Here is an 18,406-nt window from a genome sequence, read left to right as displayed (position 1 = left end):
CCGGCCACCGTGCGTGCGGTGGCCGGGGCGACGGCCGTCAGGCCGCGGCGAGCGCCGGGCCGTCCAGCGCCTGCGTGTCGAGTTCGGCTGGGCGCAGCGCCAGCGCGAGCACGTCCGCCACGTCGGACAGGGTGTGCACGGTCAGCGCCTCCCGCACCTGCGCCGGCAGGTCGTCCAGGTCCGGCTCGTTGCGCTTCGGGATGATCACCTCGGTGAGACCGGCCCGGTGCGCGGCGAGCAGCTTCTGCTTCACCCCGCCGATCGGCAGCACCCGGCCGGAGAGCGTCACCTCGCCGGTCATCCCGAACTCGGGCCGCACCGGACGCCCGGTCACCAGTGAGGCCAGCGCGGTCACCATGGTGATGCCGGCGCTCGGGCCGTCCTTCGGTACCGCGCCCGCCGGGACGTGCAGGTGGATCCGCCGCCCGGCCAGCGCGTTCGGGTCCAGCCCGTAGCGCCGCCCGTTCGACCGCAGGTACGACCACGCGATGTGCGCGGACTCCTTCATCACGTCGCCGAGCTGCCCGGTGAGCGTCAGCCCGGGCTCGCCCTCCATGGTGGTGGCCTCGATGAACAGCACGTCGCCACCGGCGCCGGTGACGGCCAGGCCGGTCGCCACGCCGGGCACGGCGGTCCGCTCGGCCGACTCCGGGGTGAACTTCGGCCGGCCCAGGTAGCGGGCCAGGTTCCCGGCGTCCACGTGTACCGGCGCGGCGTCCGTGGCGAGCGCGACGGCCACCTTGCGCAGGATCTTCGCCAGGGCCCGTTCGAGCTGCCGGACACCGGCCTCCCGGGTGTACTCGCCCGCGATCAGCGCCAGCGCGTCGTCGGCGACGCTCACCTCCTCGCCGGTCAGCCCGGCCCGCTCCCGCTGCCGGGGCAGCAGGTGGTCGCGGGCGATGGCCACCTTCTCGTCCTCGGTGTAGCCGTCCAGCGCGACCAGCTCCATCCGGTCCAGCAGCGGGCCGGGGATCGCCTCCACCACGTTGGCGGTGGCGAGGAACAGCACGTCGGACAGGTCGAGGTCGACCTCCAGGTAGTGGTCGCGGAACGTGTGGTTCTGCGCCGGGTCGAGCACCTCCAGCAGAGCCGCCGCCGGGTCGCCGGAGTAGCCGGCGGCCAGCTTGTCGACCTCGTCGAGCAGCACGACCGGGTTCATCGAGCCGGCCTCGCGCAGCGCCCGCACGATCCGGCCGGGCAGCGCGCCGACGTAGGTGCGCCGGTGGCCGCGGATCTCCGCCTCGTCCCGGACACCGCCGAGGGAGACGCGGACGAAGTTGCGGCCCAGCGCCCGGGCGACCGACTCGCCGAGGCTGGTCTTGCCGACACCGGGCGGGCCGGCCAGGGCCAGCACCGCGCCGGAGCCGCGTCCGCCGACCACGCCGAGGTTGCGCTCCGCGCGCCGGTTGCGCACCGCGAGGTACTCCAGGATGCGGTCCTTCACGTCGGCCAGGCCGGCGTGGTCGGCGTCGAGCACGGCCCGCGCCGCGGCCAGGTCCGTGTTGTCAGCGGTACGCGTGCTCCACGGCATCTCCAGCACGGTGTCCAGCCAGGTACGGATCCAGCCCGCCTCGGGTGAGGCGTCACTGGCCCGTTCCAGCTTGCCGACCTCGCGCAGCGCCGCCTCGCGTACCTTCTCCGGCAGGTCGGCGGACTCCACCCGGGAGCGGTAGTCGGCGGAGCCGTCGGGCTCGTCCTCGCCGAGTTCCTTGCGGATCGCGGCGAGCTGCTGGCGGAGCAGGAACTCGCGCTGGGACTTCTCCAGCCCTTCGCGCACGTCGCTGTTGATCTGCTCGGTGACCTCCTGCTCGGCCAGGTGCTCCTTCACCCAGCCGACCAGCAGCTCCAGCCGGGCGGTGACGTCCGGCGCGGCGAGCAGCTCGGTCTTCTGCGCCAGGCTGAGCCAGGGCGCGTAGCCGGCCGAGTCGGCCAGCTCGGACAGGTCCGTCATCCGCTCCATCGCGTCGATCACCTGCCAGGCGCCGCGCTGCTGGAGCACCGAGGTCATGAGCGCGCGGTACTCGCGGGCGAGTTCCCGGGCGCGGCCCGCCGGGGCGGGTTCGTCGAGCGTCGCGGCCTCGACCCAGAGCGCGGCGCCGGGACCGGGCACGCCGGAGCCGATACGGGCCCGGACGAGACCGCGGATCACGGCGGCCGGCTCGCCGCTGGGCAGCCGGCCCACCTTCTCGATCGTGGCGACCACGCCGACGGAGCCGTACTCGCCGTCGAGGCGGGGCACGGCCAGGAGTTCCTTGTCGCCGGTGGCGCGGGCCGCGTCGACGGCGGCCTGGGTGGTCGGGTCGAGGGTGACCGGGATGACCATCCCGGGCAGCAGGACGGTGTCGGTCAGGGGAAGTACCGGAAGAGTTGCCATCGGACACCTGCCATCACGTTGGTTGAGCGTGTCTGGCTCAAGTAACAAAAGGTGCCCCTTGTTCCGGGTTGTGACCCACGCCACTGTCCGGCCTTCCCGACGCCTGTTCGCGCACCGGTCCTCTATTGGCCGCGACGCTTACCTGGCACGACCCGCCGAATGCAAAGAGGCGGGTATTGTTGCGAAATTACCGTGAGGTAAGTCAGACTCTTAGCACACCCCGCCCGACACAGGGAGTAATGGCGATGGCAAGGAAAGTAATCACCGTTCTGACCGACGACCTCGACGGCGGAAAGGCCGATCGGACCGTCGAGTTCAGCCTGGACGGCGTGGCGTACACGATCGACGTGTCCGACGAGAACGCGGGCGTTCTGCGCAAGGCGCTGGACCCGTACATCAGCGCTGGCAGGCGGATCGGCCGCGGCGCCACCGAGGTCGCCCGCGCCACCCGGCGCGCGGGCCGGCCGAGCACCTCGGGAATGGACCGCGAGCAGAACCGCGCCATCCGCGAATGGGCAGCCAAGAACGGGTACGAGATTTCCGAGCGCGGGCGCATCCCGGTGTCGGTCGTCGAGGCGTACAAGAACCGCTGAGCGCTAAACACTCACCGTCGGGTATCCCAGGGTCACGCTGAGAAATCGCAGCGCCCGGCCGGCCTTTTGTGTTGTCGGTGACTTTCATCGGGCTGGAGTCCGACGGCACGAAACTTCTTCCCGGAACGATTCCCACGCTCCCCTGCCGGACCCGCCTCGCGTACCCACCACGCGGACACGACACGGCCGCGGCCACCCGGACGGTTCCCGGGCGGCCGCGGCCGTCGCGTGTCCTCAGTTGACCCGGATGCGCACCACGTCGATGGCGGGAGTCTGGTTCGCCCGCTCCATCATCGGGATGCGGTGCGAGCCGTCACCGGCCCAGACCGCGCACTGCGCCACGCCCGACTGCGCCAGGCCCGGGATCTGGATCAGCACGTCGTCCGGCTGGTTGCCGCCGCGGCCGTCCTCGGTGGCGACGAAGAACGCCGGCACGTCCTGCGGGTTCGGGGGCTGCCGGGTGCTGCCGAGCATCCGGCAGGCGGTGTGGAAGTGGCCGCGCACCAGGCCCTGACCGTTGAGCAGCGAGCTCTCCAGGTAGTAGCCGCCCTGCCCGGCCGCGAGGAAGCGGTCCCGCACCAGGTTCTTGGTGGTCACCCGGAGCGTGAACGGCTGGTTGCGCCGCACCTGGTTCGGGAACTGCGTGATCAGCAGCGACGGGTTGTTCGCCGCGGCGCCCACCTCACCGAACGCGGTGCTGACGCACCGGTTGCCGTTCTGGAAGCCGTCGTGCCCCTGCAGCTGGCTGCCGGAGCAGTCCTTGGCGAGCACGTTCAGCCCGTTGCCGCCACCGTTGTTCTGGCCGCCGCCGTTGTTGTTCCCGCCGCCGTTGTTCCCGCCGTTCTGGCCCCCGTTCTGACCGCCGTTGTTGTTGCCGCCGTTCTGACCCCCGCCGTTCTGACCCCCACCGTTGCCGGGGACGTCGGTCAACGCGCACCGGGCGAACTGGTCCAGCCCCTGCGGGCGCTGGCCGAACCGGCCGATGGCGGTGGCGATCCGGTTCAGCGCCGCGGTCCGCTTGTCCGCGAGCGGACCCAGGATCGCGTTGTTGATGAACTCGCCCCCGTTGCGGCCCTCCGCCGCGAGCCGCCGGTTCGCCTCAGCGATCTGGGACGTCAGCGCCGCCAGTTCTCGATCCACCTCGGCACGGGCCCGGCCGGGCACCTGCGGCAGCCGACCCCGGACGTCCGGGCAGGTCACGGTCGGAGTGCCGGCGCCGGCGCCACCCGCGGTCGTCTGCTGGCACTCGGCCGGCGACATCTGGCCGTCGCCCCAGTGGTTACGGACCCAGCGGCCGTTCTGCCAGGTACGGGTGCTGCTGCCCTGGCCGTCCGGGGCGGTCGCCCCCGGGCTGGCGGGCACACAGGACGCCGAGGCGGCGCGCGTGGTCGTCCGCCGGTCCTGGGCGGACGAGATCTGGGTGACGGCCACGATGCCGCCGAAGACCGCGAGCGTGCCGACCACTGCCAGCACCCGCTTGCTCCGCGCGTTACCGGATGACCGGCGCGCCCGTGTGGACCTGCGCATCGAATTGCTCTCCTTCTCGATCCGGTAGTTGACTGGTGATCCCGGCGGACCGATGAATTCGGGGTGTGAGATCACTGCGACGCTCGGGTCGCGCGTCGATGGCCGACGATGCCCTTTCCGCACCGTCTCCGCGCCGTCCGGGCGCGGCGGGGAAGTCTGCGTCCATTCCCGATGAGGTACGGAGCGCCGTCGGCGAAGGTTCAACCGGAGATCGAAAAAAATCGGGACGTGCCGGGCCGGGGCCGGCTCGGCGCCGCGGCCAGGAAGGATTCAGTCCGCGCAGAGGTGGTCGAAGGCGAAGCCGCCGTCGAAGGAGTCCCGCCGGGCCGCGAGCGCGCGCACCCGACCGCGAAGCTCCTCCCGGTCCACCAGGGACGCCCCGGCGGCGTCGAGATCGCGCAGTCGCTCCCCCAGCGCCATCGCGGCCAGGTCCTCGGCGAGCCGGCCCGGGTCCACGCCGCAGGAGAATCCCCGCGACGTCAGCCGTACCCGCTCCAGCAGGCAGCCGCCGGGCCGCACCTCGACCCAGCACCAGCCCTCCGCCGGGCCGCCGGTCCAGCGCACGTGCAGCCCGCGCACGATCGGGTCGGCGAGCCGGCCGGCCACGTACGCCTCGACCGCCTCGACCCGCGCGAGCGCCCCGAGGTCGTTCACCGGTCCACGCCGGCCGTCCGGCAGCCGGCCGATGATGTCCCGGAAGCCGACCGCGTCCCCGGCGTCCGGGTCGGTGCCCTCGGCGTAGGCCCGCGCGTCCAGGACGTACTCGACGAAGCGGCGGACGTGATCGGCGCCGCGCAGCGTCGGTGACTCGACCCGCAGCAGCGGCAGGCCGACGGCGGCGGACACCGCGTCGGTCAGCCGTTCCTCCCGGCGGGCGGGCGACCCGTCGGACGCGGGCGCGGTGAACCGCACCGCGAAGCGCGGCAGGCCGGTGTCGGCGGCGCCGACCACCAGGTCCAGCGGCGCCCGCCCGGCCGTGCTCCACTGGTTGCCGGTGACCCCCGGCGGACGGCCCTGCACCAGATCGCCGAGCCGCCGGCCGGCGTACCCGACGTGCCCGTGGCGGGTCAGGCACGGCGTCGCGCCGGACGGGACCGGCCGCAGCCAGGAGGCGGTCACGCTGCCGGTGTTCGTCATCTCGCCCCGCCCCCCGTCGTCCGGTCGACGCCCGAGTGTAGGGCGTCGGGCGTCCGCCCCGGCGGTGCGGTGGAGCACGCCGGGGCCCGCCGACCGGTGCGCAGCCGCGTCCGTGCCTCTAGGCTCTGCCCGTGCACAGCGGACGGACCCCGGAGCAGTTCACCAAACGCAGTCTCGTCGCCCTCTCCCACGCCATCGAGCGGGCCGCGCTCGCCGAGGCCGAGGACGGCCCGCTGATCGTGTTCGCCCTGTTCCAGCGGCTGCCGTACTTCGACCGGGAGCGCGAGGTCTACCGGCGCATCGCCGGCCGCGCCGCGGCGACGGTGGTGGCGATGGTCGGCGGCCCGCCGCCCGACCTGCCCGAGCGCACGTACGGCGTGACGCTCGACGAGGCGGAGGAGCTGGCCCGCGAGTGGAGCGTGGTGGTGCTGAGCCCCCGGTTCGGCGCCACCCTCGTGGCCCACGACCGCGCCGAGGCGACGCCCGCGCCGACGCTGGAAGCCGGCCGGCTCTTCGACGGCCGCTGGGGATTCCGCCGGGACGAGGCGCTGCACGAGGCCATCCGGCTGCGCGAACAACTCGCCGAGCGGCTGCCCGCCGAGGCGCGCACGGCGCTGGACGAGGCGATCGCCCGGGTGCGCGACATCCCGGCCGGACCGGGCGAGCCGCGCGCCGAGGCGGCGCTGCGGCTGCTGGCCCGCCGCGCCGACCGGGTCACGCCGCCGGTCCAGCCGGCCGAGGCGTTCCTCGACGAGCCGGGCCTGCGCCGGTGGGCCGGCATGGACGGGGTGACCGCCTCGGGCACGCTGCCGGTGGCGCTGGTCGGCCTGCGGGTGGACGAGCCGCCCGGCTCGCCGGAACGATTCGGCCGGCGCAACGGCGCCCGGGAGGGCCATGCCGTGCTCGCCGCCGTCACCGGCGCGCTGCGCCCGGTCGACCGCGCGCTGCGGGTCGCCGAGAACGAGTACCAGCTCCTGCTGCCCGGGCTGGACGAGCCGGCCGCGCTCGAGGTGGTGCGCCGCCTGCACGACGCGATCGCCGCGCTCGCCAAGTCGTACCCGTTCCTGGTTTACACGATGCACGCGGCGGTCGGGGTGAGCACCCGGCGGCCGCTGCCCACCGCGGACCTGCGCGCCGCCGTCGACTGGGCGGCCCGCAAGGGCCTGCCGGTGGCGGGCCTGCCGCCGGAGACGGCCGACGCCGCGACCGCGCCGGCCCGCTGATCCGCGGTACGAGGGGAGAACACGCCGTGCGGGTGGTGTCGCTGGTGCCGTCGCTGACCGAGGCGGTGGCGGCCACCCGCCCGGAGGTGCTGGTCGGGGCGACCGACTGGTGCACCCATCCGGCCGGGCTGGACGTCGCCCGGGTCGGCGGGACGAAGTATCCGGACCTGGACCGGGTGCTCGCCCTCAAACCGGATCTGGTGCTGCTCAACGAGGAGGAGAACCGGCTGGCCGACGCCGAGGCGTTGCGCGCGGCCGGGGCGCCGGTGCGGGTCACGTTCCCGCGTACCGTGCCGGAGGCGCTCGACCAGCTCGGCGAGCTGGTGGTCGCGCTCGGCGCGCCGGCCGAGCCGCCGTGGCTGACGGCAGCCCGTCGCGCCTGGGCGGCCCTGGGCACGCCGGCGCGCGTCCGCACCGCTGTGGTGCCGGTGTGGCGGCGCCCGTGGGTGGTGCTCGGCCGGGACACGTTCGCCGGGGACGTGCTGGCCCGGCTCGGCGTGGTGAACGGCTGGGCCGGGGACGCGGAACGCTATCCCCGGCCCGCTCTCGACGAGCTGCGCGCCCGGTCACCGGAGCTGGTGGTGCTGCCCGACGAGCCGTACCGGTTCACCGCCGACGACGGGCCGGAGGCGTTCCCGGGGGTGCCGGCGGCGCTGGTGTCCGGCCGGCACCTCACCTGGTACGGCCCGTCGCTGGCCGAGGCCCCGGCGCTGCTCGCCGCCCAGCTCGCGAGCGCCACCGCCTGACCGCGCCGGCACGCTCAGGCAACCGGGGTGGCGTGCACCGGGTCCAGCTCCATCAGCGTGGTGTCGTCCAGGTCGTACCCGATCGCGTTGTGCACGGCGACCACGCCCGCGACCTGTCCGGCCAGGCGACCGGCGAGCTCGACGGCGCTGCGCCGGTCCAGCCGACCGTCCATGGTGACCTCGCCGCCGCGGACCTGCACCGTGACCAGGCCGTCGCGGACCGACAGCACCCGGCGCAGCACCTCGTGCACCACCTCCTCGCGGATCTCCGCGTCGGTACGCAGGTGCACCCGGAGCAGGTCACCACGGGTGACGATGCCGGACAGCCGGCCCAGGTCGTCCAGCACCGGCACCCGCTTGACCGCCTCGCGGTCCATCAGCCGGGCCGTCGCGGCCAGCGAGGCGCGCTCGTGGGTGGTGACCGCCGGTGCGGTCATCAGGTCCCCGGCCACCAGCGCGTCGGCCTTCGCCCGGGCGGTACGGCGCCGCCGCCCCTCGAACACCCGGCGCTCGTCCGGGTGACCGGCCCGCTCCACCTTGTGCAGCAGGTCCGCCTCGGAGATCACGCCGAGCACCCGGTGGAACGAGTCGACCACCGGCACGCCGCTGATCCGCTTACGCACCAGCACGTCGACGATCTCGCGGTACGGGGTCTGCTCCGTCACCGCCGCGACGTCCCTGGTCATCACGTCGGCCACCTGCCACGTCCTCATCACGACCTCCTCGTACCGGGCCTTCACCTGCGACGATAGGCCGCCGCAAACGCCCTGGTCAGGGGCGGCGGACCGGCGGGGAGGGGCCGACCGGACCGGGTACGGACGGGACCAAAGACCCGGTCATCAGGGCACCGGTCGGCCCTGCTCCGGGAGGCGGCTCGGCGGTGGAATGAATGTGCCACCGGGAAGCGCGGTGCGAGGCACAGGAAGGGACGTGGAGACCATGACCGCGACAATCGAGCGGACCCCCGCCGTCAAGCGGACCCCCGCCGCCACCACCGCTCCGGCGGCGCACATCGAGACCACCCGGCAGAAGGCCACCCGGTACGTGTGGGCCGGCCTGCGGCTCGCGCTGGGCTGGATCTTCCTCTGGGCCTTCCTCGACAAGATGTTCGGCCTCGGCCACGAGACCGCGGCGAAGAACGCCTGGATCAACGGCGGCAGCCCGACCAAGGGCTTCCTGGGCAACGCGGTCGAGGGCCCGTTCGCGGACCTCTACCGGAACATCGCCGGCGCGGCCTGGGCGGACACGCTGTTCATGCTCGGCCTGCTCGGCATCGGTGTCGCGCTGATGCTCGGCATCGGCATCCGGATCGCCGCCGTGGCCGGCGGACTGCTCCTGGTCCTGATGTGGACGGCCGTGCTGCCCCCGGCGAACAACCCCTTCATGGACGACCACCTCATCTACGCGGGCCTGTTGGCCGGTCTCGCCCTGGTGGGCGCCGGCAACACCCTCGGCCTCGGCCGGATCTGGGCGAAGCTCCCCCTGGTCCAGCGTCTCCCCTGGCTGAAGTGAACCAGCCCGCTGCGGGGCGGGCGTCGCCGACAGGCGGCGCCCGCCCCCTTCTCGTGTCCCCGCCACGCCGGTGTGCGGGGACCGGCGCGTATCGGCCGGTCGCGATCCGGCAGGATCGACGGTGACCACACCGTCAGCACCGAGGAGACCGTTCATGGACAAGCCCCAGGTCGGCCCGATCGAGGGCGCGCCGCCCGCGGATCTGGTCGTCGAGGACATCACCGTCGGCGACGGCCCGGAGGCCCGCCCGGGCCAACTGGTGAGCGTGCACTACGTGGGCGTGGCCCACTCGAACGGCCGCGAGTTCGACGCCTCGTGGAACCGGGGTGAGACGTTCGAGTTCCCGCTCGGCGGCGGCCAGGTCATCGCCGGCTGGGACCAGGGCGTCGTCGGCATGAAGGTCGGCGGCCGGCGCAAGCTCACCATCCCGCCGCACCTGGGCTACGGCGCCCGCGGCGCCGGCGGCGTCATCAAGCCGAACGAGACGCTCGTCTTCGTGGTGGACCTGCTCGGCGTGCGCTGAGCGCAGCGCCGTTCACGTCGGGCCGTCGGCACTCGCGCCGGCGGCCCGTCGTGTGCCCGGCGGCCCGCTCCCGTTCAGGCCGCGCACGCCACCATCTCGTGGGTGCGGCCGGACCGGTCGTGGGCACGGCTCGGCACGTCCTGCGAGCGGTCGGAGCAGCGCACCGGGAGCACCCGGTGCAGGCCGGTCACCCGCAGCACCCGGGCCACCACCGGGTCGGGGTCGACGAGCACCAGCTCGCCACCGCGGGCCCGGACCCGCAGGTGGGTGGCGACGAGCGCGCGGACCCCGGCGGCGGACAGCAGCCGCACACCCGACAGGTCGACCCGCAGCACCGGCCGCGCCGGCGCGGCCCAGAGCGCGGCCCGGAACGCCGTCACGGTGGCGATGTCGATCTCGCCGACCGGACGCAGCTCGACCACGTGATCGTGCACGTCCATCGCCACGTGGAAGCGCTCAACGCTGTGTACCATGCGGCCAAACCTACCCGGCCCCACCGACATTTCCGGGCCTCGCGGCGGGGGTTCCGGGTACTGTCCGGGAACCGACCCCGAGCCGTCTCAGGGTCATCCCGCAGCCGCCGCGCCACGGGCGCGAAACGCCGTCGGGCACTGCCCTTCGCGACGCCGCCGGGCCACAATGAGCCGATGGCCGTCCCCCGCCCGCGTGCGCCCCTGCTGATCCGGCCGGTCCGCGAGCCGGCGACCGTGCCGCCGCCGCTGACCGGGCCCTGGACGCCCGCCGACACCCGGCTCGACCGGGCCGACCTGCTGCCGTTGCCGGCCGGCGGGCACGGGCCGGAGGACGTGGTGGTCGACGCCGACGGCCGGGTGGTCAGCGGCGACGAGGACGGCCGGCTCTGGTGGTGGCCCGCCGACGCGCCGGCCGGCACCCGGCCCACGCTTCTGGCCGAGACCGGCGGACGGCCGCTGGGCATCGAACGGGACCCGGTCGACGGCGGGCTGCTCGTCTGCGACGCGTACCGGGGACTGCTGCGGGTCGACCCCGCCGGCGCGGTGCACGAGCTGACCGGGACCGCCCCGCCGGTGCACCTGGCCGACAACGCGGCGGTCGCGAGCGACGGCACCGTCTACTTCACCGACTCCTCCGACCGCTTCCCGCTGTCGCACTGGAAGCGGGACCTGCTGGAGCACCGGCCCAACGGGCGGGTGCTGGCCTACGACAGGCGCACCGGGCGCACCGACGTGGTGGCCGACGGGCTCTACTTCCCCAACGGGCTGGCGCTCACCCCGGACGAGTCGGCGCTGATGCTCGCCGAGACCGCCACCCACCGGCTGCTCCGGATCGACCTGCCGGGCGGGCGGGCCACGGTGCTGACCGACCTCCCGGCGTACCCGGACAACATCTCCGCGGTGGGTGACGGGACGTACTGGGTCGCGTTGCCCAGCCCCCGGCTGGCGGCGATGGAACGGCTGCTGCCGCATCCGCGCGTCCGCCAGCTCGTCGCGCTGCTGCCCGGCGCGGTGCAGCCCCGGCCGCGCCGCTACGGGCTGGTCGCGCTCGTTGACGGCACGGGGCGGGTGCTGCGGACGCTGCACGGCCCCAGCGGGGCGTACCCGATGGTCACCGGCGTGCGGCAGCACGGCCGCCGGCTCTGGCTCGGCAGCCTGACCGCGGCCGGGGTGGCCCGCGTCGACCTGGACTGAGCACGGCACGGGGCCGGCCCGCGCGACGCGGGCCGGCCCCTGGGCCGTTCCTCCCCAGGTTCAGCCGCCGCTGTTGCTCCGCGACGGCGCCGGCGCCGGCGCCGACCCGCCGGCCACCGCGCCCGGGTGCGGCGTGGCGCTCTGCGTGGGCTTCAGCCCCGCCGGTACGGGCAGCGCGCTGCCCTTGGCGAACTCGTCCCAGCTGACGTTCCAGGCGGTGAAGCCGTTGCCCTGGTCGAGCTTCACCTCGGTGCCCCGCACTGTCACCAGGTCACCGACCTGCGTGACGCCCATGAGCCAGTCCGCGGCCGTGGCCGACACGTTCGTGCAGCCGTGCGAGGTGTTGGTGTAGCCCTGCTCCCCCTCCGACCACGGCGCGGAGTGGATGAACTCGCCGCCCCAGGTCAGCCGCTGGGCGTCGTCCACGTCGACCACGTAGCCGCCGTTGGGCTCACCCCGGGTGTCGAACGTGGTGTGCTCGTGCTTCTCCATGATCACCATGGTGCCGCTGGACGTCGGCGTGCTCTCCTTGCCGAGACTGACCGGGATCTTCTTGAGCACCTTGCCGTCCTCGTAGACGGTCATCTGCTTGGTCCCGTTGTCGATGTCGAGCGTCACCTGCCGGCCGACCTTGGCGGTCGCGACCCGGTCGGAGTCGCCGATCGCCTCCTTGCCGATGGGCAGCCCCTGCAACGCGCTGCGCACGCTGATCGTCGTGCCCGGCTTCCAGCGGTCCGGCGCCCGGTACTCGGCCTGCTTGCCGTCGGCCACCCACGACCAAGTGCCGGGCTGCGGCGGGTCGGTCTTCACGAACAGCCGGCGCTGCACGTCCGCGCGGGCCTCCTTCGGAATCGGCGGGTCGAATCCGAGCACCACCGGCATCGCCGTCCCGTACGTCTGATTCGGCCGGAAATACAATTCGCTGGTGACGGCCGGTTTGGTGGATTTGGCCATCGTCGTGAACGTCGTCTTCTGCGTGGCGGTCTTGCCGGAATCGCCGGTCGCGGTCACCTCCGCGGTGTACGTCCGGGAATTGGCCAGCGGACGGTCCGGCACCCAGCCGGAGCCGTCCTCGCGCGGCTGGGCCGGTACGGCGTTGCCCTTGTCGTCGGTCAGCTTGACGGCTGTCACCTTGCCGTTGCTGACCTTCGTGCCCACCTCCGCGCTGATCGGCACGTTCTTCGTGCGATCGGCGGGTGTCACGGTGACCGACGGCGGCGACGCCTCGGCCTGTTTCGCCACCGACTTCGGGCCGGCGGTGCACGCGCCGACCGCCAGCGGCGCGGCTGCGACAGTCATCGCGAAAAGCGTCAGTCGGCGCCTCGCAAACATATTTCGCCCCCCATTTCCGAACCCTCTCGCCCACATTCTGTAGGCCCAGGATCACGCCGTGGCACCTTCGGCGGAATTGCTCGGAAAAGGCTGCGGAGAATCGTGCCGGACAGGTAATTCCCGTCCCCGCTTGCGCCGCACGCGCCCTCCGCCCGGTTCCCCCTCACCTACTGCCCGGCCGCCCCCGGGTCCGTCGATCATGAAGTTGACGGCACACGATGTCCGTTTCATCCCCGTCAACCTCATGATCGACGAAGAAGGGGCGGCGTGAGGTTCCGACCCGGCGAGATCTTGGTACGAAACGGCCTCCACAGGGGCACTTTGCTACCAAGATCTCGACCGATCCCACCCACCGGAACAAGGGTCCCGCAAGACGGCCAGCGCTGGACTCCCTCGCTCGCGTCACCCGCGCCGCCGCGGCGATCTTGCAGTTGCGGCCCCGGAGAAGGGTGCGAATCGGGCACGTCGAGGGCCGCAAGTGCAAGATCGCGAGCGGGGGACGGGGAGCCCGGGGCGGGGAGCGGGGGCGGGGACGCGGCGCGGCCCCGGACCTCCGTGGGGAGGGCCGGGGCCGGGAGCCTGACCGGTCAGACGTTGGCGACCAGGAGGGCGGGCTGCTCGACGCAGTCGGCGACGTGGCGCAGGAAGCCGCCCGCCACCCCGCCGTCGCAGACCCGGTGGTCGAAGGTGAGGCTGATCTGGGTCACCTTGCGGACGGCGAGCTGCCCGTCCACCACCCACGGCTTGTCCACGATCCGGCCGACGCCCAGCAGCGCCGCCTCCGGGTGGTTGATGATCGGCGTCGAGCCGTCGACGCCGAACACGCCGTAGTTGTTGAGCGTGAACGTCCCGCCGGTCAGCCGTGCCGGGGGCAGCGTGCCGGCCCGGGCCGCCGCGGTGGTCTCGGCGAGCGCGGCGGCCAGCTCCCGGGTGGTCAGCCGCTGCGCGTCACGCAGCACCGGCACGACCAGGCCCCTGTCGGTCTGCGCGGCGATGCCCAGGTGCACGCCGGCGGACTGGATGATCCGCTGCCCCTCGGTGTCGACGTGCGCGTTGAGCTGCGGGAACTTCCGCAGGCCGCTGAGGCAGATCCGGGCCAGCAGGGCCAGGATGCTCACCGGCGCCTCCGGCGTGGCGGCGTTGATCGCGGCGCGCGTCTCCAGCAGGCCGGTGGCGTCCACGTCGACCCAGATGGTCACCTCCGGAATCTCCCGGCGGCTGCGGGAGAGCTTGTCGGCGATCACCTTGCGGATGCCGGTGAGCGGGATGACCGTGTCACCGTCGCCGGCCGGGGCGAGCCCGACGTGGGCGGCCGGGGCGTCCGGCACCGCGGCCAGCCGGGCCGCCGGAGCAGCAGCGGCCACGGCGGCGTCCAGGTCGGCCCGGCGGATCACGCCGCCCGGCCCGGTGCCGCGCAGCGACGCCAGGTCGATGCCGTGCTCCTTGGCCAGCCGCCGCACGATCGGCGAGATGACAAGCGGCGCCGCCGCCGGTCCGCCGGTCCGCGCCGGGTCGACCGACGCCGGCGCGGCCTCGGGAGCGAGCGCCAGACGCGGCCGACGCCGCCGCCGACCCGAGCCGCCGTGGCCGGTGCCGTAGCCGATCAGGACGTTTCCGGACCCGGCCCGCTCCTCCTCGCGGTAGGTGGCGTGCGGGTCGGGGGCGTCGTCGAGCGGGGCGATGGTGATCAGCGGCTGACCGACCGGGCGTACCTCACCGGCCGCGCCGTGCAGGGCCACGACCCGTCCGGCGTACGGGCACGGCACGTCGACGACGGCCTTGGCGGTCTCCACCTCGACCACGCTCTGGTCCACGGTGACCACGTCGCCCACGGCGACCCGCCACTCGACGATCTCCGCCTCGCTCAGCCCCTCCCCGAGGTCGGGCAGGAGGAAGTCGCGGGTCCCCACAGCCGTGCTCATGCCGCGCTGGTTGGGCATGCCCTCACGGCCCTCGCTCCGCTCGGTGCGTTCGGTCATGCCGCCACCCACCTCGTGTCGGGCTGGTCGTCCCACTGCAGGCGGGCCACGGTGTCCAGCACCCGGTCGACCGAGGGCAGGTGGGTGTGCTCCAGCATCGGCGCCGGGTACGGGATGTCCAGCCCGGACACCCGCAGCACCGGCGCGTGCAGGGCATGGAAGCAGCGCTCCTGCACCCGCGCGGCGATCTCCGCGCCGACACCGGCGAAGCCCTGCGCCTCCTGGATCACCACGCACCGGCCGGTACGACGTACCGAGGCGGTGACCGTGGCGTCGTCGAACGGCACGATGCTGCGCACGTCGACCACCTCCAGGTCCCAGCCCTCCTCGCGGGCGGCCTCGGCGGCGGCCAGCGCCACAGGCACCGCCGGGCCGTACGCGATAAGCGTCGCGTCGGTGCCGGGGCGGCGCACCACGGCGCTGCCGATCGGCGCGGTACGGGCCGGCAGCTCCGCCTCGGCGCTGGTGAAATAGAGCTTCTTGGGCTCCAGGAACACCACCGGGTCGGGGTCGTCGATGGCGGCGCGCAGCAGCGAGTACGCGTCGTCCACGGTCGCGGGCGTGACCACCTTCAGGCCGGGCGTGTGCGCGTAGTACGCCTCGGACGAGTCGCAGTGGTGCTCCACGCCGCCGATGCCACCGGCGTACGGCACGCGGATGACGATCGGCACGCTCAACGCGCCGCGGGTGCGGTTGCGCAGCTTCGCCACGTGCGAGGCGATCTGCTCGAACGCCGGGTAGGCGAACGCGTCGAACTGCATCTCCACGACCGGCCGCAGCCCGGACATGGCCAGGCCGACCGCGAACCCGACGATGCCGGCCTCGGCGAGCGGGGTGTCGAAGCAGCGCTTGTCGCCGAACCGGGCCTGCAGCCCGTCGGTGATCCGGAAGACGCCGCCGAGCTGGCCGACGTCCTCACCGAAGACGACCACCCGCTCGTCGTCGAGCATCGCGTCGGCGAGCGCCGCGTTGAGCGCCTTCGCCATGGTCATGGTGGCCATCAGGCGTCCCCCTCCGCGTCGGCGGCCAGCTCGGCCCGGACCATCTCGCGCTGCTCGACCAGTTGCGGCGTCGGCTCGGCGTACACGTGGTCGAACAGGCTCAGCGGGTCCACTGTCGGCTGGTCGTCCATCCGGCGGCGCAGCGCCGCGGCGTACTCCTCGGCCTCCTCGGCGATCGCCGCGACGGCGGCGTCGTCCAGCACGCCCTTGGCCCGCAGGTACGCCTCGAGCCGGGCGATCGGGTCGCGGTCGCGCCACGCCTCGACCTCGTCGGCGTCGCGGTAGCGGGTCTGGTCGTCGGCGTTGGTGTGCGGCTCCATCCGGTACGTGTGCGCCTCGACCAGGTAGGGGCCCTTGCCGGCGCGGGCGTGCGCGACGGCGCGCTCCAGCACCGCGAGCACGGCGACCGGGTCGTTGCCGTCGACCTGCTCGCTGGGTACGCCGTAGCCGACGCCCTTGTACGCGAGGCTCGGCGCGGCGGTCTGCCGGGACAGCGGCACGCTGATCGCGTACTTGTTGTTCTGCACCAGGTAGACGACGGGCGCCTTGAACACGGCGGCGAAGTTGATGCCCTCGTGGAAGTCGCCCTCGCTGGTGGCGCCGTCGCCGATGAACGCCAGCGCCACGGTGTCGCGCCCCTGGTACGACTCGCCGTAGGCCAGCCCGGCGGCGTGCACGCACTGGGTGGCGAGCGGGGTGCACTGCGGGGCGGTGCGGGTGGCGGCCGGGTCGTACCCGCAGTGCCAGTCGCCGCGCAGCAGCGTGAGCACCTCGACCGGGTCGAGGCCGCGGGCGGTCAGCGCCATCGACTCGCGGTACGTGGGGAACACCCAGTCGTCCTCGCGCAGCGCGAGCACGCCGCCGATCTGGCACGCCTCCTGGCCACGCGCGGACGGGTAGACGGCGAGGCGGCCCTGCTTGGTGAGCGCGGTGGCCTGCACGTCGAAGCGGCGGCCGACGACCATCCGCCGGTACATCTCGCGCAGCGTCTCGACCGGTGGCTCCGGGTAGTCGTCGCGGGCCGGCAGCGGGGTCCCGTCGGGTTCGAGCAGCCGGACCGGTTCCCGCTGCGGCATGAAGCCGGCCGACGGGTCGGGTGCGGCCGGGGTGGTCTTCCGGCGGGTGCGCGGGGATGCCCTGCGGACCGCCTGGGGTGTGGTCGTCACGGCGGGGACCTCCTGGACGTGTGGTGGCCCTATGCTCCCGGTCGTGGATGATTGACTCAACATGCGGGATGAACGCGGGACGAATGGCACGGGAAGGCGGCTGCGGTGAGCCAGGAGACCGGCACCACACCGGGCGCGGCGGGCGGAACGGGACGTTCGGCCGGGCCGTTGGACGAGGTGGATCGGCGGATCCTGCGCGAGCTGGTCCGTGACGCCCGCACGTCCATCCGTACGCTGGCCGAACGGGTGCACGTCTCGCGTACCAACGCGTACGCCCGGGTGGAGCGGCTGCTGCGCGACGGCGTGCTGACCGGGTTCACCGCGCGGGTCGCGCCGGAGCCGGCCGGGCTGGGCACGTCGGCGTACATCGCGCTGACCATCGAGCAGAACACCTGGCGGGAGGTCTCCGCCGAGCTGGCCCGGGTGCGCTACATCGAGCACGCGGCGCTGCTCAGCGGCGAGCACGACGTCCTCGCGCTGGTCCGGGCGCCGGACAACGCGACGTTGCGGGACGTGGTGCTGGACCGGGTGCAGAGCATCGCCGGGGTGCTGTCGACGCGCACCTGGCTGGTGTTCGAGGAGTTCGACGGCACGCAGAGCCCCTGGGACTGACCGCCTCAGCGTTCCGGCGGCGACTCCAGCCCTTCGGCGTCGGCCCGCTCCAGCAGGGGTTCCAGCGAGTACCGCCGCCCGTCCAGCCCGGCGTGCGGGTCGCCGCGGTCGGCGAACCGCGCGGGCATGCTGAGCACGTCGAAGTCCTCCGGGCGGGCGTCGTCCAGCTCGGACCAGTCCAGCGGCGCCGAGACCAGCGCCGCGGGGGTCGGCCGGATCGAGTACGCCGAGGTCATGGTGTGGTCGCGGGCCATCTGGTTGTAGTCGACGAAGACCGGCCGGTCCCGCTGGTCGCGCCACCAGGTGGTGGTGACCAGGTCGGGCAGGCGGCGCTGCATCTCCCGGCCCAGCGCGAGCACCGCACGCCGGCACTCGCCGAAGCTCCAGCGCGGCTCGATCGAGACGTACACGTGGATGCCGCGCCCGCCGGTGGTCTTCGGGTAGCCCTCCAGGCCCAGCTCCGTCAGGAACGCGCGTACCTCGTGCGCCACCGGCACCACCTGCGCGAAGTCGACACCCGGCATCGGGTCGAGGTCGATGCGCAGCTGGTCGGGGCGTTCCACGTCGCCCTTCGACACCGGCCACGGGTGGAACCGCAGCGTGCCCAGGTTGGCCGCCCAGATCACCACGGCCAGCTCGCTCGGGGCCACCTCGTCGGCGGTACGGCCGCTGGGGAACGTGATGTGCGCGGTGCGCACCCAGTCGGGCGCGCCGGCCGGAAGCCGCTTCTGGTAGAACGCGTCGCCCTTGTTGGTCTGCCGGGTGGCCACCTTGGCGCCCTCGAACACGCCGCGCGGCCAGCGTTCCAGCATGGTCGGCCGGTCCCGCAGCGCGCGCAGGATGCCGTCGCCGACGGACAGGAAGTAGTTGACCACGTCCAGCTTGGTCAGCCCGCGCTCCGGGAAGTAGGGCTTGTCGGGGCTGGAGACGCGGACCAGCCGCTCCCCCACCTGGATCTCCTGCGCCGCCGTGGTCGCCACCGTCACACCGTAGCGATCCTGGCCGGGCGTGGGG

Annotated in this window: 17 protein-coding genes; 7 read left to right on the top strand and 10 right to left on the bottom strand. The window is 73.7% G+C overall.

Going from position 1 to position 18,406, the window contains the following annotated elements:
- Positions 1-37 precede the first annotated feature (37 nt).
- A complete protein-coding gene (gene lon / locus O7542_RS09020) occupies positions 38-2,374 on the bottom strand; it encodes an endopeptidase La (RefSeq protein WP_113972817.1) in 2,337 nt (778 codons plus the stop codon).
- A gap of 245 nt (positions 2,375-2,619) precedes the next feature.
- Here lon and O7542_RS09015 point away from each other — a divergent pair, with 245 nt between their 5' ends.
- Positions 2,620-2,967: an Lsr2 family protein gene (locus O7542_RS09015; protein ID WP_043330078.1), complete on the top strand. Its 348-nt coding sequence runs from the start codon at positions 2,620-2,622 to the stop codon at positions 2,965-2,967.
- A 234-nt stretch (positions 2,968-3,201) separates the two neighbouring features.
- Here the strand turns inward: O7542_RS09015 and O7542_RS09010 are convergent, their stop codons facing one another.
- On the bottom strand, positions 3,202-4,494 hold the full coding sequence (locus O7542_RS09010; protein ID WP_069088576.1) for a hypothetical protein: 1,293 nt from the start codon (positions 4,492-4,494) through the stop codon (positions 3,202-3,204).
- 270 nt (positions 4,495-4,764) lie between these two features.
- A complete protein-coding gene (locus tag O7542_RS09005) occupies positions 4,765-5,631 on the bottom strand; it encodes a hypothetical protein (protein WP_166455897.1) in 867 nt (288 codons plus the stop codon).
- A gap of 131 nt (positions 5,632-5,762) precedes the next feature.
- Between O7542_RS09005 and O7542_RS09000 the strand changes: the two genes are divergently transcribed.
- Positions 5,763-6,854 carry a DICT sensory domain-containing protein gene (locus tag O7542_RS09000; RefSeq protein WP_043323680.1) on the top strand — a complete coding sequence of 364 codons (1,092 nt, stop codon included), beginning with the start codon at positions 5,763-5,765 and terminating at the stop codon, positions 6,852-6,854.
- Positions 6,855-6,880: 26 nt separating this feature from the next.
- Positions 6,881-7,600, top strand: a complete 720-nt coding sequence (locus tag O7542_RS08995) for a helical backbone metal receptor (RefSeq protein WP_166455898.1) — start codon at positions 6,881-6,883, stop codon at positions 7,598-7,600.
- A gap of 14 nt (positions 7,601-7,614) precedes the next feature.
- On the opposite strand, the gene O7542_RS08990 is transcribed toward O7542_RS08995, so the two are convergent.
- Positions 7,615-8,313 carry a CBS domain-containing protein gene (locus O7542_RS08990; protein ID WP_281606020.1) on the bottom strand — a complete coding sequence of 233 codons (699 nt, stop codon included), beginning with the start codon at positions 8,311-8,313 and terminating at the stop codon, positions 7,615-7,617.
- A gap of 226 nt (positions 8,314-8,539) precedes the next feature.
- Here O7542_RS08990 and O7542_RS08985 point away from each other — a divergent pair, with 226 nt between their 5' ends.
- Together O7542_RS08985 and O7542_RS08980 are read left to right on the top strand one after the other, a co-directional pair.
- Positions 8,540-9,112, top strand: a complete 573-nt coding sequence (locus tag O7542_RS08985; RefSeq protein ID WP_043330076.1) for a DoxX family membrane protein — start codon at positions 8,540-8,542, stop codon at positions 9,110-9,112.
- Between the two features lie 154 nt (positions 9,113-9,266).
- Positions 9,267-9,635 (top strand): FKBP-type peptidyl-prolyl cis-trans isomerase, encoded by a 369-nt coding sequence (locus O7542_RS08980; RefSeq protein WP_030499930.1) that lies wholly within the window; start codon positions 9,267-9,269, stop codon positions 9,633-9,635.
- 74 nt (positions 9,636-9,709) lie between these two features.
- Here the strand turns inward: O7542_RS08980 and O7542_RS08975 are convergent, their stop codons facing one another.
- Positions 9,710-10,108 (bottom strand): STAS domain-containing protein, encoded by a 399-nt coding sequence (locus O7542_RS08975; RefSeq protein ID WP_083297017.1) that lies wholly within the window; start codon positions 10,106-10,108, stop codon positions 9,710-9,712.
- A gap of 174 nt (positions 10,109-10,282) precedes the next feature.
- Between O7542_RS08975 and O7542_RS08970 the strand changes: the two genes are divergently transcribed.
- Positions 10,283-11,302, top strand: a complete 1,020-nt coding sequence (locus O7542_RS08970) for an SMP-30/gluconolactonase/LRE family protein (RefSeq protein WP_166455899.1) — start codon at positions 10,283-10,285, stop codon at positions 11,300-11,302.
- A 60-nt stretch (positions 11,303-11,362) separates the two neighbouring features.
- On the opposite strand, the gene O7542_RS08965 is transcribed toward O7542_RS08970, so the two are convergent.
- From O7542_RS08965 to pdhA, 4 genes are all read right to left on the bottom strand, one after another.
- A complete protein-coding gene (locus O7542_RS08965) occupies positions 11,363-12,634 on the bottom strand; it encodes an Ig-like domain-containing protein (RefSeq protein ID WP_064445788.1) in 1,272 nt (423 codons plus the stop codon).
- Between the two features lie 587 nt (positions 12,635-13,221).
- On the bottom strand, positions 13,222-14,556 hold the full coding sequence (locus O7542_RS08960) for a dihydrolipoamide acetyltransferase family protein (RefSeq protein ID WP_113973095.1): 1,335 nt from the start codon (positions 14,554-14,556) through the stop codon (positions 13,222-13,224).
- Between the two features lie 53 nt (positions 14,557-14,609).
- The gene (locus O7542_RS08955) at positions 14,610-15,614 is read right to left on the bottom strand and encodes an alpha-ketoacid dehydrogenase subunit beta (protein WP_069088570.1); all 1,005 of its coding nucleotides are present in this window, start codon (positions 15,612-15,614) and stop codon (positions 14,610-14,612) included.
- Entirely contained in the window at positions 15,614-16,813 is a 1,200-nt protein-coding gene (gene pdhA / locus O7542_RS08950) for a pyruvate dehydrogenase (acetyl-transferring) E1 component subunit alpha (protein ID WP_043330070.1), read from the bottom strand. The genes O7542_RS08955 and pdhA overlap by 1 nt, the downstream gene beginning before the upstream one ends.
- Positions 16,814-16,885: 72 nt before the next feature.
- Between pdhA and O7542_RS08945 the strand changes: the two genes are divergently transcribed.
- Entirely contained in the window at positions 16,886-17,392 is a 507-nt protein-coding gene (locus O7542_RS08945; protein WP_030499924.1) for an Lrp/AsnC family transcriptional regulator, read from the top strand.
- Between the two features lie 5 nt (positions 17,393-17,397).
- Here the strand turns inward: O7542_RS08945 and O7542_RS08940 are convergent, their stop codons facing one another.
- Positions 17,398-18,378, bottom strand: coding sequence for a DNA primase small subunit domain-containing protein (locus O7542_RS08940; protein WP_064445786.1), 981 nt, complete (start codon positions 18,376-18,378; stop codon positions 17,398-17,400).
- Between the last annotated feature and the right edge of the window lie 28 nt (positions 18,379-18,406).

Source organism: Micromonospora sp. WMMC264, from assembly GCF_027497275.1.
Lineage (GTDB): Bacteria > Actinomycetota > Actinomycetes > Mycobacteriales > Micromonosporaceae > Micromonospora > Micromonospora chalcea.
This window is presented reverse-complemented; position numbering and strand designations above follow the sequence as displayed.